Here is a 15,680-nt window from a genome sequence, read left to right as displayed (position 1 = left end):
ACCCTCCTAGACCTCTTTTGCCTAATTTTAACATAAAAAAGCTCACCTAAAAGGCGAGCTTAGTCTTAATTATTAACTTTAGTAATCACTTTTTCCATGTAATCAAACACATCTTGTTTTGTTAGGCGGTCATCCAGCTCCGCTTCAACTTTATACATGATATCATCAAAAAATGTTAGGGCGATAATTTTATTATTATTATCTCTCTCTAGGTAGTATAGAGTTTGATTCGCCAGTTCTTCCGTCTCATAATCTAGGTTTGGATCCATTAAGTGTTTAATTTTATCTTTGACAGTCATAGTCGTAATCCGCCAGAATGAGGTGTACATCCGCTAAATTAAAGCGCCAATCCGCTAGATTCTGTTGTCTATCCGCTAATTAGATGATTCAATCCGCTAAATCAACCTCTCTATCCGCTAGAACCAATAGTCTATCCGCCAGCCACTTTTTATAACAAAAAAACGCCTGGAGAGCTCCAGACGTTTTCATCTATTAATGGTTTGATAGAGTGGCGTTCGGTTTATCGTGAACACCTAGGCGTTCTACGAGTTTCGAACTGTCTGCATTCAAACCTGTTATCTCGACTTCTTTTTCGTATTGACGGAATTTCAGTACAATTTTATCTATCACAGCTACAGCTGAATCATCCCAAACATGCGCGTGACTAAAGTCTACAACTACATGGTCTGCGTCTGCTTTAAAATCAAAATGCTTAAGCAAACTTTCAACTGAGGCAAAAAATACTTGACCTTTGACTTGGTAAACCATCGTTCGCGTGCGTTCTTCCAGCTCTTTTTCCACCTTAACAGATGAAATTTTTGCGACGAAGAAAATAGCACTTAAGATTACACCTGCCAGCACACCTTTTGATAAGTCGTGTGTTTTAACAACGGTCGCAACCGTTACAATCATAACTGCTGCATCCGTTTTTGGCATGACATGTAGCTTCTTCAGTGAACTCCAGTCAAATGTTCCGATAGAAACCATAATCATGATACCAACTAAGACGGCCATTGGAATTTGGACTAATAAATCCTGAAAGACAATAATTAATGTCATTAAAAATACCCCAGCAGTTAATGCCGACAAGCGTCCTCTTCCGCCAGATTTAACGTTAATCACCGATTGTCCAATCATCGCACAACCAGCCATTCCTCCGAAGAACCCAGTTACGACGTTCGCATAACCTTGACCTCGAGCTTCTTTGTTTTTATCACTTGGTGTATCCGTCATATCATCAACAATTTGAGATGTTAGTAACGATTCAAGTAAACCAACAAAAGCTAATGCTAATGCGGTTGGAAAAATAATTTGAAGTGTTTCAAATGTAAGTGGAATTTCAGGGATTAAAAAGACAGGAAGCGTACTTGTTAATTCACCCATGTCTCCTACTGTTTTAACTCCTATTCCTGTTGCCATCACGATGATTGTCATTACAACAATAGCGACAAGGGGTGCAGGCACCGCTTTTGTCACACGTGGAAATAAATAAATGATAGCTAAAGAACCTACTACTAATGCGTACATCGGCCAATCTGCTCCAACAAAATGAGGGAGTTGCGCTATAAAAATTAAAATTGCAAGCGCATTAACGAATCCGAGCATTACTGATCTCGGAACAAATTTCATCAACTGACCAACTTTCAAAAACCCAAATATTATTTGGAGTATACCTGTCAAAATCGTTGCTGCGAGTAAGTATTGAAGCCCCCACTCTGCAACTAACGTCACCATCAATAATGCCATGGCACCTGTGGCAGCGGAAATCATACCGGGACGTCCGCCTGTGAATGCAATCACCACAGCTATACTAAAGGAAGCGTAAAGTCCCACCATTGGGTCCACACCAGCAATGATCGAAAAGGCAATCGCTTCAGGAATTAAAGCCATGGCAACAACCATACCTGCAAGCACATCGTTCTTTACGTTTCCAAACCAACTATTTTTTATTGCTTGTACGTTCAATATCGCACCTCTTTTCCATTAATTTTTGCACCACCCGTAGCAGTGCTTATTCGACAAGAACGAAAGTGATTATACCACGTAAAGAAAAAATTTTATAATCGCATGTAAGCGTATACTTTGGAATTATGCTTTCTTATACTCTTTTTTTCTTCGATATAATAGTCAATCTAATCTATTAGTAAAAAAGTTGTACTTATTTTTTCCATGCATGATAGAATAAAAGAAAAAGGAGAACGTTATGTATCAAAACATTTTAGTAGCCGCAGATGGTTCGGACCATTCCATACGTACAGCAGAACATGCCGCTGAACTTGCAAATATGCAAGGTGATGCACATATTACTATCATTTATGTCATTGATGGTGATACGTCTAAACATGATGTTCTTGAAGTAGGCGACAAAGAAACGGTAGAAATGAAACGCCTAGAAAGATTAAAACCCATTGAAGAAAAATTTGATTTAATGGATTTAGATTATTCTATTGAAATTAAACGAGGCGAACCGGGCCCAACTATTGTGAGGTATGCCAATGATGAGGACTTCGACCTTGTGATTATTGGTAGCCGTGGGTTAAACGTTCTTCAAGAAATGGTTTTAGGTAGTGTCAGCCACAAAGTAGCAAAACGCGTTAAGTGCCCTGTGATGATCGTGAAATAGTTTAGGAGGGGTATATATGAATCTATTGATGTCAGCACTCAATACCGGTGACATGTTCGCCCAACTCATCATGTTTGTATTTGCACTCGGAATTCCTTTAATACTTATTCTTATATTCTTATCTATGAAGAAAAAGGATGACCGCTTAAAACGATTAGAAGACAAAGTAGATCAGCTTATTGCCGATAAACATAATTAGATTGGTAGGGACCGACATTTAATCGGTCCCTTTATTTATTTAAAAGTCCGGAAAACCCTTTTGGAGCTCCGGAAATACAGATTTTTTAAGTACTTTCGACACGATTCGACCATGGATAATCGATGAAAACGTCCGGAAACGACGAAAAAAGGTCCGATAATAAAAGAAAAACCCGAGTTAGGAAGAATCATCTTCCTTTACTCGGGTTAAATTGACCTTTTTTCAATTGAGGTTTAAATGAAAAGACCGTTAAGAATAACGATAAAAAGACAAACACAAAGCCTAGCAACTGCCAAACAGTTAATACTTCGCCAAGTACAACCACACCAACTAATACCGCAATGATAATCTCAACAGAGGCTAAAATCGTTGCTTTACTAGATTCGATAAAAGTTAATCCAATAGTATAAAGCATGTAAGCGATGACTGTTGAAAAAATTGCGAGCCCTAATATATTGCCCCAAATTCCACCTTCCAAAAGAACGTCACCATGTTCCCAGATTTGACTTGTTGGTATTAAAAACAAGCTGCCACAAAACACGGAATAAAACGTTATGGTAAAAGGATGATACCATTGACTGACGTTTTTACCTATTAAACTATAAGTCGCACAGAAAAAACCGGCGAGCAAGCCAAATATGACTGTTAGTATAGTAAGCGAAGATTCACCAAGTGGAATAAATTCAATAGCTAAGGCACTGCCTATAATGGTCAGTAATATTGAGATGATTTTTGCAGTAGTTAGTGTTTCTTTGAAAAGGATTTTTGCAATGATGGCTGCGAAGATTGGTGATGTGTAGACAAAGACAACGGCGACAGAAAGTGATGCCAGGTCCATCACTTGGAAGTAAAACCAATTGAAAAAGGCGATACTTAAAATTCCTAGGCCAATAAAATAAGGAAGATCTATTAACCTTATTTTAAGGTAACTCCTAGCTAAAGTGCCTAAAATGATTAATAAAATTAGGCTTGAAATCGTTAAACGTACCGTAACAACTTGCCACGGTGTGAGGCCATATGAGTATAAGTTCTGAACGAACAAACCCTGTATGCCCCATAAGGACGCGCCGAGAACAACCATAGCGTAAGCAATAGTATGATTCATTCTCATCGTTCAACCCTCCCTTTTCTCTCTATCTACCAGGTTCAGGTAAAACTACTAAGTTGCATATAATATTTTCAATGCGCGTTAATCTTACAACGCTTAGCGTTAAAAAGCAAACTATAAAAGATTGAAAGTTTTTCCAAAATTTTAAAGTGGATAGCCCGCTGAATTAAAAGATAGTCAATTATTCCAGAATAGTATTGATAATCTTATGAAGTGGCGAATAAATTGGGGCAAGTAGATAATAAATTTTAAGAAGTAGATAATAAACCTCAAAAAGTTGATAATAAAATTGATTAAGTAGATAATAAATCCGATGAAGTGGATAATAAATCATATATACTAGATAAAAAAAGTTACTCAGTACTTGATCTGAGTAACTTTTTCCTATCTTTAAGCCAACCCTGGCTTTACGCCATCTGGAATCGGACTTATATATTTGTCTTTGCCGGCAATTTGATAGTGTTCATCTTTTGCTTTTTGTAAAAGTTCCGGGTCCTGCATGACATCTAATGCAGTTGCAGCCATGAGTTTTCCAGCATAAAGCATGCCTTTCTGCCCAATTGACGTGCCAACTTGTGATACGGCTTGCCATGAATGAAGAGCCGTTCCGTTTGCCATGCACGTGGTTACCGCTTGCGTAGTTGGCGTAATCCAACTGACATCTGCAACATCCGTTGAACCAGCCGGGAGGTCCAGGTTTTCTTTATCAATAAAATCACGGGCCAAGGTGACGTTTTGTAGATTTTGAGCCCAGAGCTCATTCAGCTCTTCTTCAGATAATGACTTGCGAATGGTTTCAGCAAAAGCGACTTCATCTTCTGTATAAGTTGGTGGAGCGATTTGAGTAAAATTTTTCTCCATAACTTGATCGAGAACTTCATTATCAACCATATCTGATGACCCACTATCAAATACAATCTCTAGCTCCGTTTCAGTCATAAGCGCCGCACCCTCTGCGATTTTACAAACCCGTTCATAGATGCTTTTGACTTGGGACACTTTCGGTGCACGGACCAAATACAACACTTCCGCTTCAGACTGCACAACATTCGGTGCGTTACCACCGGTGTTTGTCACAGCATAATGTACCCGAGCCTCAGGAATAATGTGTTCCCTCAAATAGTTCACACCAATATTCATTAGCTCTACTGCATCTAGTGCACTTCGTCCAAGGTGAGGGCTAGCTGCGGCATGAGCTGAACGCCCTTTAAAACGAAAATAGACTTGATTAACCGCAAGCACCTTCATTTTAAAAAGGGTGTTAACTGGGCCTGGATGCCAGCATAATGCAAAATCAACATCGTCAAACACACCTTCTTTTGCCATGAACGCTTTACCATCACCGAATTCTTCAGCAGGACATCCATAGTAACGAACAGTACCTTCAATTCCATGTTCTTTCATGTAATCTTTCACAGCAACAGCTGCTGCAAATGAACCTGTTCCGAGTAAGTTATGACCACACCCATGGCCATTGCCACCCTTTTCAATAGGTTCATACTCACCAACACCTTTTTTCTGGCTTAAGCCTGGCAACGCATCGTACTCACCGAGAAAGGCTACGACAGGTTTTCCTTTTCCGTAAGTTGCAACAAAAGCCGTCTCAATCCCTGCAAGACCGCGCTCAACTTCAAACTCTTCATCTTCCAGTTTCTCAATAATATATTGAGTAGATTGTTTTTCAAGAAAAGCTGTTTCAGCATATTCCCAAATTTGTTCACTCATTTTCGTGAACAAATCCTGCTTATTTTCAATCAACTGTTCAACTGATTTTGCATGAAACATGAGATCACTCCTTTTGCTAACTTTCACCATTTAATTCGAAAGCTATCCAACCAACCCAAATAAGTCTGTCGTAAATAACATCACTAAAAATGAAATGTATACGGCAATATTTGATATTGAAATAATGTATCGACGATTTTCTGGTGCATACTTGATTTCCATAACCATATCAACCAGCGCACTTAGAACTGGGTAAAGAATTACTAATGTTAGAGGGATAAAAACGATAATCATTTGAAGTATGTAGAATATAAACATTACCAGCATGACAACACCGTAAATTATTAAAAATTGTTTGTAGCGTTTTTTATGCTGATCATTAATAAATCGAGATTCACGTATTGGGATATTTAATACTTTTATCAGTATCATTTCGACTGCAAAAGCTGCAATAAAAAGAACAGCAATAATAATTACTATGTCTATAAAAGTCATATGTTCACTCCTAAAATTAATCTTGTACTCCTATTATAGGAGAAGGCGGTTGAAACTGCATTACATTTCTTCTTGATCCATTAAACGATTCTCGTATAATTGATAAGTCACTTTCACTGTTTCATTAGCCTTTTGATAATGAACAATGAATTGTTGCTCATTGTAAATAACCGATTGAACACCAAGAACGTCATTGATGTTCACTTTTTCTAAATAATCTTCTTGTTTTCTATAAACTATTGTTTCTGATGCCGTACCTGTTGATACTACAATTTCTCTTTGTCCGTCACGATCAACATCTACTTCTTGTAAGTTTCCGTCCACCGTCAAAATTAGTTTTACACTATTCTCTCCTAACTTGTAATAATTAGATTGAGAATAGTTAGCTCCTAAAACACCATCAATTCTAATAACGCCTTCTCCAAATAAAGTCTTCTCCGAAATGTTGATTGTATGCGATGCATTGACCATAGCAACTTTACCTAAATCATAATACCGATCATTGTGGAGGATTGCACCATGTATTGGACCATCATTTTCATAGAACACATATGGCCCTTCTTTCTCCAAGGACTCAGGTTCTTCTATAATAGGTAATTCCTCATTCACTATATCAACTTGCGTCCAATTCAGTTTAATAAAATCCTTCTGGCCAATCGGTTGATTTTCTCGCTCGTTCCAAACACTTGGTTGCTTTTCTAATTGTTCAATCGATCGTTTCATATAGGGCAGCAAATCATTTTTAACAAGATCATGCCACTCCCTATCTTCTTGAATCATCATACTCATTTCATCAAACATTGAATCAATCATTTGATGTGTTTGTCTTAAAGTTTCTAAGTGTTCAAAGTCTAGCTCAGACAACGGCTTCTTCTTTCCTTGTAAATAGTGCAGATAAACATAAGTGTCGCGCCATATTGACGTATATTTCGAATGTTTAAACTGGTTAAATACCTCATCAGGGATTAAGTCATGGCGAAGATAAGATAGCTGCACTAATGCTGCCGCTTCATATGATTTCAATAGAGCTTCTTGTTGTGCTTCCTCATCTTTGTTGCTAAACCCTTCTAAAGATACACTAATCCTGCGTGACATTTCTTGATCAGACCATACTAAGTCCAGAAATTGCTCGCGTTCTTTATTGACTTGTTGATCATTTAAATCTTGGTTTTTTACAAATAGAAAAATGATTAGTATGACCAACAGACTGTAGGTCAGAATTAACCATTTATTTTTCATATATGTCATCCTTTACAATCTCGTAATCTATCGTTAAAAATGGTAGATTAAACAGCCACATTCTATGTTCAGCAATTAGTCGACCATCCGCAATTTCTCGTACTTTAAACTTCTCATGTAAGGGTAGTTTCATTAAGTAATCCCGAAAACCTAAATAGATACCTTGTTCACGACTGGATAAAATTAAGCTTTCATCTTCTTTAGATAAAGCTAATATTCCAGTCATTGTTGCTCCAGGTAATGGCAGAGCAATATTCATGTACGTTTTGTCACTTTCTTGGTGCTCAGAGTAAAGCGCGACGAACGTTGTATCGTGGTTAATTTTCCTGACCCAGGCCCGAACACGATCGCGTGAGTCTAAGTCTTTTTTTAGAGAATAAATATCCCCAGTCATTTCAACTTGTTGCTTAGAGATTGGTAGATTAATCTGCTGGGAAACTCTACTAAATAAACGGTAAACCATAGCAAACGGCAGAAACCAGTGACGCCAATTTACTTCGGCAAATAATCTGTAGTTACCTGTATTTTCATAGAAATCTTTAATGGTTCGAGCAAAGTCTAATTGATAAATAGTCATGTCATCGACTAAACCTTGAACCGACTGCTTATAATCAACTTTTCCTTTTAAAAATCCTTCTCCCACTCTCGCTTTACCTCGTAATTTACTCACTGGAAAATTAGGCTTCTGGAATTTAGTAGGTGGCAGAAATGCAGTGGCTACCATTACCCCACTCACTCCAAAAATAACGGCATTCATTAAGCCATGGAATTTTAACATAAAAGTAATTGAAATATGATATGAACCTGACCAGTTACCATAAGCGTAAGCTAATGAAAATAGTATGGTCATCCCAAGAGCGAGAAAAGCCAGCCGCATAAACCACTTCTGCCATGCACTAGTATATTTAGTTCGAAAGCTTAAAAGAATTAAACCATAGATTGCTACGATATAAACAAGCACTGATACAAGTTCAAGCGTCGTCGAGAAGGTGATCCCTAGCGCAACTATAATTGGAGAAACAATAATAATTGTCGCAAGTACACGGTACCCTCTTAACTGGTCAATTCGCCCCAAAAGTCCAACTATTATAGGTAACATAAATGCTGAATAATGAAAGTGAATCGCTGTTAGCCACTTCAACATGGGGCTGAATCCTGTATTAATTCCCGCTTCATAGGCAAAGAACCACATTCCACCAACGGCCAAGTACACCATCCCTATATCAATCATAAATTCCTCAAGATGAGTAAAACCACGATTGAGGAACCTCTTTACCCCATGAAAAGCGATCACAATTGTAAAGAAAAAGTATATGGCAGCAAGTAGCCCATCAAACCTTGTATCTCCAGTTAATTGAAGAATGATGACTGCAAGAAAGGCTGCTGACGATAGTTTTGCTAATTCGTCTTTTTTCAAGAACGACCCAAGCAAAAATGGGACATAAACGAGCTGTGCAACAGTCAAAAGTAAGAAGTACCACTCATGAGGCGACAGCCAGGCAATTGCACCCAAAACTATTAAATTGAGTAAAGCTATTCTATGTAAGGTCTTCACTTGTAAATTCCCCTTCGTAGGCAAATATCTGTCCGATGAGTGAATTCGTCACTTCAACAGAAATTTCAAATTTATTCAGCTCGTCATTGAAACGCTCTTTAACCCTCGCTTGGCCTTGCAACCATTTAGGTAAAGGCAACTCAATCTTCCCCAATATTAATCGTTGTTTACTAGAAGTAATAATTAGTTCACCATTTGATACTTGAAAGATTAAGTCAGAGTAGACAATCGGTGGTTCTCCTAAATAGTCTTTGATGACCTGACGCCTAGAATCATAACTCATTAAGGCATTAAAATACCGTAAGCGTTCAAACTCAAACGCTCGCTCCCAGTGAATTTGTTGTCCGTTCTCCCTTGGTGTGTTTTTGATCATAAATGGGATTTGTTCACCTTTTTCAGGAAACAAGAGTTTACGCTTCGTCCCTAGTTTCATAATCGGATTCAATAGTCGAGTTCCACCCTGAATAGTGTACATGACTCCTTTTCCAACGATCGCGCGTTCACCCATCAATTCGTATCGTTTTTGCAGCATCGGGTGGAGCTTGTTGAATTTATCTCCAAGTACTTTTTCGTAAATCGACATGCCTTACTCCTTTACCTTTTACAATTGCGAGCTGATGGCAGGTTTCGACTGACCATTAAACCTACCGCCGATAACACAACTAATGCTAGGTTAAATGTTAGTGGATTAAAAGGATGCGCGAGATTGCCAGGGTTAGCTACTATAGCGGCTATTGCTAACATCGGGAACGCGATTAACTGTAATTTAAATAAATGACTTTTCCTTCGATAAAAAAGCCACATCAATCCAATAATTATTTCCCCAGCACCAACTACATAATTTAGCCAAACCGCTTGCTTTTCAGTTATCGGTAATGACCCGGTCGTCATGGATACCTCAGTCGGATGCATGAATAATAATTTGGGTACTAGCCCGTGATAGGTCCACACCCAGAAAAATAGTAGTGCAATTAGCCATGCACTAAAAAATCGAATGTATTGCAGTTTAGGGTTTTCACCTAACTCTAACCAGCGACGCACAACATCAAAGCTCAGCGCTGTTGCCCATCCCATTAATGGCCTAAACACTAGATCTATTAAACGCCCCAACATTCCCCAACGAGTTTCATAGTCATAACGCGTTAAAAACTGTATCGATCCATCTTTTTGGGGATTATACTTCCAAAAGCCTCTTCCTTCTTTAATTAGAGACATTTTTTGATCTGTTCCAAAATGAAGTGAAGAGGTTTTCGATCCATCTTTGGCATCATGGGTTCCAACACTCTCACCCCACCCTTTCACCGCAAGACCAAACCCTATATTTGTTTGGTAGGTAAAGTGCTGCGGTTCACCGCCTTCTTTCGGTAAATATGTAATAGATGAGAAACGCAAATCCCATTGTTCATGTTGATCGGGTACTTGCGTGGCGCTCCATAGCTTATTCATCTCTGCTTTAATTGGAATCTCTACATAGATTGGTTTGCGTGACATCCTCTACCCTCCAAGTTATTCTTCCTTCATTTTACCAAAGATTTTCATTTAAGATGGTGTTACCCTTATCCTTTTTTCAAATAAAAGGAATTTATCACCGTTCAAAGGTATAAGCTTATTAATAAGAAGGAGGATTAGCATGCGCGGAAAGGAAATAACACGACCCGTCAAACTATGTCATGATGATGGGACTCTTAATCACGAGAGCGTTGGCTGGTCCCGCCACCCCATGATTCTATGTAATGTAAACGGTAGCTACCTTCGAAAAAAGAAGTGGAATTACTGGTGTATCACTGGACCAGAAGCTGTGTTTTCTATTACGGTTTCTCATTTCGATTATGCTGCGGTAATTTTCGCGTACATACTAGACCTTCAAACATTTGATTTTGTAGAAAAGTCTATAATCGTCCCGTTTGGTAAAGGTGTTGTTTTACCTGATAATGTACAAGACTCCATTAGTCTCCAACATAAAGGACTTCGCGTGGAAATTGAGGAAAATAACCATGCCAGCAACTTCTATGTGCTTTGGCCAAATTTCAAAAATAATAAACCATTAGAAGTAGATTTATCGATTCACCGGTCACCCACTCACGAGTCTCTAAATGTTGTCATTCCATGGAGTAACGAACGTTATCAATTTACATCTAAACAAATAGCCCTTCCTGTTCAAGGTGAAATAGCCTGGGTAGAGGGAATTTATAAGCTTCAAACACGCCATTCATTCGCAACCCTTGATTTTGGGCGTGGAAAATGGCCATATCAATCCAAATGGAATTGGGGCGCTGCTTCTGGCTTTGCGGAAGGTTATCGAATTGGATTAAACTTAGGAGGACAGTGGACAAGTGGTACTGGCCAAACTGAAAACGGAATAATCATCGACCATCAATTGCACAAAATTCATGATGAAATTGAATGGTTGTACAATAGACGAGATTATACAAAACCTTGGGTAATTCACACGCCTAATGATAAACAAATTAAACTCATGTTCGAACCTATATTCGAGCGAGTATCTGCATTTAACTTAGGAGTAGTTAAATCAATGGTCCATCAATTATTTGGTTATTATAGTGGAACAGTTGAAACCACAGATGGAGAATCGATACAAATCGATCAGTTGTTTGGTTGGGCTGAGGATCATGAAGCGAGGTGGTAATACCTCGCTTTTTAGTGTTTTCCAAACAAATAAAACCTCCCGAACAGGGAGGCTTAACTTATTCTTTAGTCGTTGAAAATTGCCACTCAATCCCGTACTTATCTTTCACTTTACCATAAGCTGGGCTGAAGAAAGTTTCTTGAATTGGCATTACTTCTTCTCCATCATTATCTCGAATTTTGCGGTACATGTCACTCGTTTCATCCGCATTATCTGTCACAATCGCAACAGAAATATGTGTTCCCGCTTCAATCGGGTGATCTGGGTCAGTATCTGATAACATAATCTCGTTATTTCCGATTTTTAAGTTAGCGTGTAACAATAATGATTCGTCACCGGTTTGTGATTCTGGTAAGTCGGCATATGTTTTAAACTCAATAACTTCTGCTCCAAAAACGTCTTCATAAAAACGCACCGCTTCAATACCTTGGCCGTTAAACATAAAATATGGATTCATACCTATAATCACAAGATCACCTCTGCATAAAATTTTCTTGTCTTTAGTATAGACAAGTCGGAGTTCCTTTACTAATGATTCATTCTCCTTATTGCGGGGGTTGGCCCGTTTTTTATAACATGTTATGGAAGTTTGCGCGTATAATATAATAACCTGTCTAAGGGAGCTGATGGCGCTTTGGATTTTTCACACCAGTTGGTTATTTTCTTCGTAATCGCCGTTATTGCATTTGTTTTAAGGTTTGTTCAAATTAAAACGATGGCAAGAGTCGACCTTTACATTTTCGTGTTCGGTCCACTTCTTGTATTTGGGTTAATTTTTCTTATTTTTGGCATGATTGATTTTAAGCGTGAGTTGTTTTTAGATATAGGGAAATGGATGTTTCTATATGGTGTCGTGGGTGCTGGGTGTGGGTACGGGTCGACGCGAGTTTTGGGTGGTCGATTTTAATAAGCCCGCCCATAAGTGATGGACGAGCTATAAAAACTTCTTCTTATAATCTTCTATAATTTCACGGTGGCTCCCGATCATTTGTTCAGGTAACTCCCCAGGCGCGAAAAATTGTATATCCATTGATTCTTTTTCATCGTGTTTTACTTTGCCACTATAGTTGTGAGTAAAGTAGGCTGCGGTAACCGAGTAAAATTCATCCCCGTTTTGAGCTTTTGTAAAATAGTCAGATCCGGAGTAGATATTAATTAAGCTTAGGTCCTCTACTTGCAAATTTGTTTCTTCTAAAACTTCACGTTTGGCGACGTCTTCGGTTGATTCACCTAACTCCATTAACCCTCCAGGAAGTCCCCAAACCCCTTTAGGGAATTGACGTTGCTCGAGTAATAATTCACCTTTTTGATTAATTACGATGACAACCGCTCCGACCAATATAAGCGGTCGAGTGCCCACTAATTTTCTCAAGCCCTCTATGTAGCCCATTTTAATCCTCCCCTAAAAGAAAAAGCCAGCTCGAGCCCGAACTGACTTATAAATCTCCTTTATACTCATAATAATCTTGTACTTGGTAGGTTTCAAAACCGATTCCTTCATATAAATGAAGCCCGCGATCGTCTTCTGTACCTACTTCTACAAAGATAATATGTCCTGTCTCTGCCTCCTGGCGCACAACTTCAATTAAGGCTGCTTTGCCAATACCTTGACGTCGGTATTCTGGAGTAACAGTAAATCCAAATATATACGTTTCAATTCCTTCCGCTTTCAAACGAATTTTCCCAACGGTTTGACCGTCTTTTTTGATCATATAAGTACGATGACCAGCATCTTTTAATAACACATTGATTAATAGCTCTGCTTCATCTCTAGTTAAGTTAAACCCATGCATATCAAGGTTAATAATGTCATCCCGATCTTCTGCCGTGGCTTTAACTAACTTAATATCAACCTCAGACTCGGGTAATTCTTTCCTTTTCCAACGCATTTGGTAATCCGAATAGGCGTACGTGGCCCCGATTTTCTTTAAGGTTTTTTTAGCGCATTGTGATTCTGGTGGTGCATTAATAAATAACTTCTGAGTATTTCGTTCTTTTAAAGCATCTAAAACTTCATGAAACAGCTTGGTGAAAATGCCTTTCTTTCTATGGTCAGGGTGCACCATTGCACACATTTCATAAGCGCCACCCACATAATAAAGGGCAACATACCCTAATAATTGTTCACCTTCATAATAGAAAAAATCGTTATCTTCGGTCATTCGTGAGCGGAGGAAATACCAGTTCAACTTGAGTTCTAAGCGATCTGCTTGCTCTACGATCATTTGTAGTCTCTCTATATCTTTTAATTGCGATTCTGTTAACAAACTCGTTCCCCCTTAGATGGAGATATTCCTTACCGGGATAGAATATCTTTTATACATTTGGAAGTCAATCATTTTATTTTATGTTTTCTTTTACATTATTTATCAATTTAATATCACCATTTTACCAAATATTTAAAGCTATTTCCTCCATAACGTATACTTCAAGTTGAGAATCCAAGAAACGAGCTTTCATATAACAGCCGTGATATAGTTGTATGCTATGAATCACTCAACTATAACCTATAAGATTTTGATGTCTATCATTGTGAATATTTAATCAATTCATAATATAAGGCAGTGAGAGTTAAAATAACTAAAAACACAATGACTGAAAACTCCATACTGCACCCCTGTTGCTATTCATTAACCCACCCACAGGCCAAGCAATAACACAAGGGATATACAAGAGCTTTCCAGTATTTCACTTTTAGTATGATACTAAGCAAGGTATTCATTCATGAAAAAGAGCATGGGCTATTCCTAGACTCTATTTTAAGGCCTTTATATTTCTAAGAACTTCTCTTGCAAATTGATAGTACTCTGTATGTGGATAAGTTTTTAATTTTTCTACCGCAATTTCCGCCTCTTTAACCGCTTCATCAGTTCGGCCTAATTGCTGATAGCAGTAGGCTCGATAGGAATACATGATTTCTCGCAGAGATCGATCAAAAGGATGATCTTGTATATAGATCGAACGCAGTTCTTCACGAAACAATCCTAAAGCTTTTTCAGGCTGCTTTAATTTTGTATAGCAGCGAGCTTCTTGTTCATCGATATGTTTATTAAATCCTTCAAGCATATAGTTAACATACCCTGTCGTCTTCTCAAACTCTTCCCTAATCTGACGGCAAGTGTTAAGCGCCCGTTTGGGATCATTTTCAAAAAACTCTTGATAGTGAGCTTCAATTAATAATTTTTCAAGAGTTAAGATAGGGTTTTCAGCTAAATCTGCAAACTTTTCAATTTCTTCAAGGTGTTTATGTGCTATATCATTGCGTCCAACATTGTAATTAAGGAGAACTGCTGTATTATGCTGCCAGTAAAAATAATCAAATATCAGCTCTTTTTTCGCTACACTTAGAGCTTCTTTGATTAATTCATAAGCTCGGTCCAAATTCCCTATGCCTGACTCTGAATCAGCCAATAATTGCTTAAGTAGTATCTTATTACTTATTAATTCACGCGTGTTTTCATACCCTTCCATTTGATTTAAAAGGGCGTGAATCTTCTTGATTGTTTCATAATAATTGGCTTGAGAATATTCAACTTGAATTAAAAACATTTCCACTTTGACTACATATGTATCCATTTGTAAATATTCATAAATTTCTCTGGCCTTTAAAGCCGGTTCCTTCCAATCATCGAATTTAACAAAATCATTTTCGCCACGATGCTCTTGATAATTCCAAAACAACAAGCGTGCGTACCACTCATACAAACGAGCTGATTCATAATTTGTGGATAGTTTCGGCAAGGTCTCATGAAGTCGCTCAATTATTTTATGTATGGTCGATGGCTGAGCTTCAAATTGTTCCTTTAATTCTTTTAAGACCTTCCTTAAATCCTCACGATTCAATTCTCCCATCAAATCAGCCGTGTCTACACTTAGCTGACCTGCGATGTGCTGTAGTGTCTGCACCGTCGGTTTTGTTTTTCCATTCTCAATTAAACTGACCATCGCAGCAGACATATGGTTCCCAGCCACTTGAGTTAACGTCAGTTTCTTTTCTTTACGAACCCTTTTTATACGCTCTCCAATATGACTCATAAAACGCCTCTTTTCCGACTGTACTATAATCATATTTTAACTTATTTAATAAAA

At 38.1% G+C, this 15,680-nt stretch carries 17 protein-coding genes; 4 read left to right on the top strand and 13 right to left on the bottom strand.

Features of this window, described 5'->3' with window-relative positions:
* Positions 1–65: 65 nt before the first annotated feature.
* Positions 66–299 carry a hypothetical protein gene (locus tag E3U55_RS06195; RefSeq protein ID WP_134339560.1) on the bottom strand — a complete coding sequence of 78 codons (234 nt, stop codon included), beginning with the start codon at positions 297–299 and terminating at the stop codon, positions 66–68.
* 193 nt (positions 300–492) lie between these two features.
* Positions 493–1,965 carry a SulP family inorganic anion transporter gene (locus E3U55_RS06190; protein ID WP_134339559.1) on the bottom strand — a complete coding sequence of 491 codons (1,473 nt, stop codon included), beginning with the start codon at positions 1,963–1,965 and terminating at the stop codon, positions 493–495.
* 238 nt (positions 1,966–2,203) lie between these two features.
* On the opposite strand from E3U55_RS06190, the gene E3U55_RS06185 reads away from it, so the two are divergent.
* Entirely contained in the window at positions 2,204–2,623 is a 420-nt protein-coding gene (locus E3U55_RS06185) for a universal stress protein (RefSeq protein WP_134339558.1), read from the top strand.
* A 16-nt stretch (positions 2,624–2,639) separates the two neighbouring features.
* Positions 2,640–2,822, top strand: a complete 183-nt coding sequence (locus E3U55_RS06180; RefSeq protein ID WP_134339557.1) for a hypothetical protein — start codon at positions 2,640–2,642, stop codon at positions 2,820–2,822.
* Positions 2,823–3,009: 187 nt separating this feature from the next.
* Here the strand turns inward: E3U55_RS06180 and E3U55_RS06175 are convergent, their stop codons facing one another.
* The 7 genes from E3U55_RS06175 to E3U55_RS06145 form a co-directional block, all read right to left on the bottom strand.
* A complete protein-coding gene (locus tag E3U55_RS06175) occupies positions 3,010–3,933 on the bottom strand; it encodes a DMT family transporter (protein ID WP_134339556.1) in 924 nt (307 codons plus the stop codon).
* Positions 3,934–4,320: 387 nt separating this feature from the next.
* On the bottom strand, positions 4,321–5,715 hold the full coding sequence (locus tag E3U55_RS06170) for a M20 family metallopeptidase (RefSeq protein ID WP_134339555.1): 1,395 nt from the start codon (positions 5,713–5,715) through the stop codon (positions 4,321–4,323).
* A 42-nt stretch (positions 5,716–5,757) separates the two neighbouring features.
* Positions 5,758–6,150: a DUF4181 domain-containing protein gene (locus tag E3U55_RS06165; RefSeq protein ID WP_134339554.1), complete on the bottom strand. Its 393-nt coding sequence runs from the start codon at positions 6,148–6,150 to the stop codon at positions 5,758–5,760.
* Between the two features lie 60 nt (positions 6,151–6,210).
* The gene (locus E3U55_RS06160) at positions 6,211–7,389 is read right to left on the bottom strand and encodes a hypothetical protein (protein WP_134339553.1); all 1,179 of its coding nucleotides are present in this window, start codon (positions 7,387–7,389) and stop codon (positions 6,211–6,213) included.
* Positions 7,379–8,944: a YndJ family protein gene (locus tag E3U55_RS06155; protein WP_194840831.1), complete on the bottom strand. Its 1,566-nt coding sequence runs from the start codon at positions 8,942–8,944 to the stop codon at positions 7,379–7,381. Before E3U55_RS06155 ends, E3U55_RS06160 begins: the two co-directional genes overlap by 11 nt.
* A complete protein-coding gene (locus E3U55_RS06150; protein ID WP_134339551.1) occupies positions 8,928–9,527 on the bottom strand; it encodes a DUF4166 domain-containing protein in 600 nt (199 codons plus the stop codon). The genes E3U55_RS06155 and E3U55_RS06150 overlap by 17 nt, the downstream gene beginning before the upstream one ends.
* Before the next feature lie 11 nt (positions 9,528–9,538).
* Entirely contained in the window at positions 9,539–10,435 is an 897-nt protein-coding gene (locus E3U55_RS06145) for a DoxX-like family protein (RefSeq protein ID WP_134339550.1), read from the bottom strand.
* A 139-nt stretch (positions 10,436–10,574) separates the two neighbouring features.
* Here E3U55_RS06145 and E3U55_RS06140 point away from each other — a divergent pair, with 139 nt between their 5' ends.
* A complete protein-coding gene (locus E3U55_RS06140; protein WP_134339549.1) occupies positions 10,575–11,591 on the top strand; it encodes a DUF2804 domain-containing protein in 1,017 nt (338 codons plus the stop codon).
* A 58-nt stretch (positions 11,592–11,649) separates the two neighbouring features.
* Here the strand turns inward: E3U55_RS06140 and E3U55_RS06135 are convergent, their stop codons facing one another.
* Entirely contained in the window at positions 11,650–12,060 is a 411-nt protein-coding gene (locus E3U55_RS06135; protein WP_134339548.1) for a VOC family protein, read from the bottom strand.
* A 165-nt stretch (positions 12,061–12,225) separates the two neighbouring features.
* Between E3U55_RS06135 and E3U55_RS06130 the strand changes: the two genes are divergently transcribed.
* On the top strand, positions 12,226–12,498 hold the full coding sequence (locus tag E3U55_RS06130) for a hypothetical protein (protein ID WP_134339546.1): 273 nt from the start codon (positions 12,226–12,228) through the stop codon (positions 12,496–12,498).
* 27 nt (positions 12,499–12,525) lie between these two features.
* On the opposite strand, the gene E3U55_RS06125 is transcribed toward E3U55_RS06130, so the two are convergent.
* The 3 genes from E3U55_RS06125 to E3U55_RS06115 form a co-directional block, all read right to left on the bottom strand.
* Positions 12,526–12,981 (bottom strand): NUDIX hydrolase, encoded by a 456-nt coding sequence (locus tag E3U55_RS06125; RefSeq protein WP_134339544.1) that lies wholly within the window; start codon positions 12,979–12,981, stop codon positions 12,526–12,528.
* Positions 12,982–13,027: 46 nt separating this feature from the next.
* Positions 13,028–13,858, bottom strand: coding sequence for a GNAT family N-acetyltransferase (locus E3U55_RS06120; protein WP_134339542.1), 831 nt, complete (start codon positions 13,856–13,858; stop codon positions 13,028–13,030).
* A gap of 487 nt (positions 13,859–14,345) precedes the next feature.
* Positions 14,346–15,626, bottom strand: a complete 1,281-nt coding sequence (locus tag E3U55_RS06115) for a helix-turn-helix domain-containing protein (protein ID WP_194840830.1) — start codon at positions 15,624–15,626, stop codon at positions 14,346–14,348.
* Between the last annotated feature and the right edge of the window lie 54 nt (positions 15,627–15,680).

It is taken from the genome of Filobacillus milosensis, assembly GCF_004402015.1.
GTDB lineage: Bacteria > Bacillota > Bacilli > Bacillales > Alkalibacillaceae > Filobacillus > Filobacillus milosensis.
This window is presented reverse-complemented; position numbering and strand designations above follow the sequence as displayed.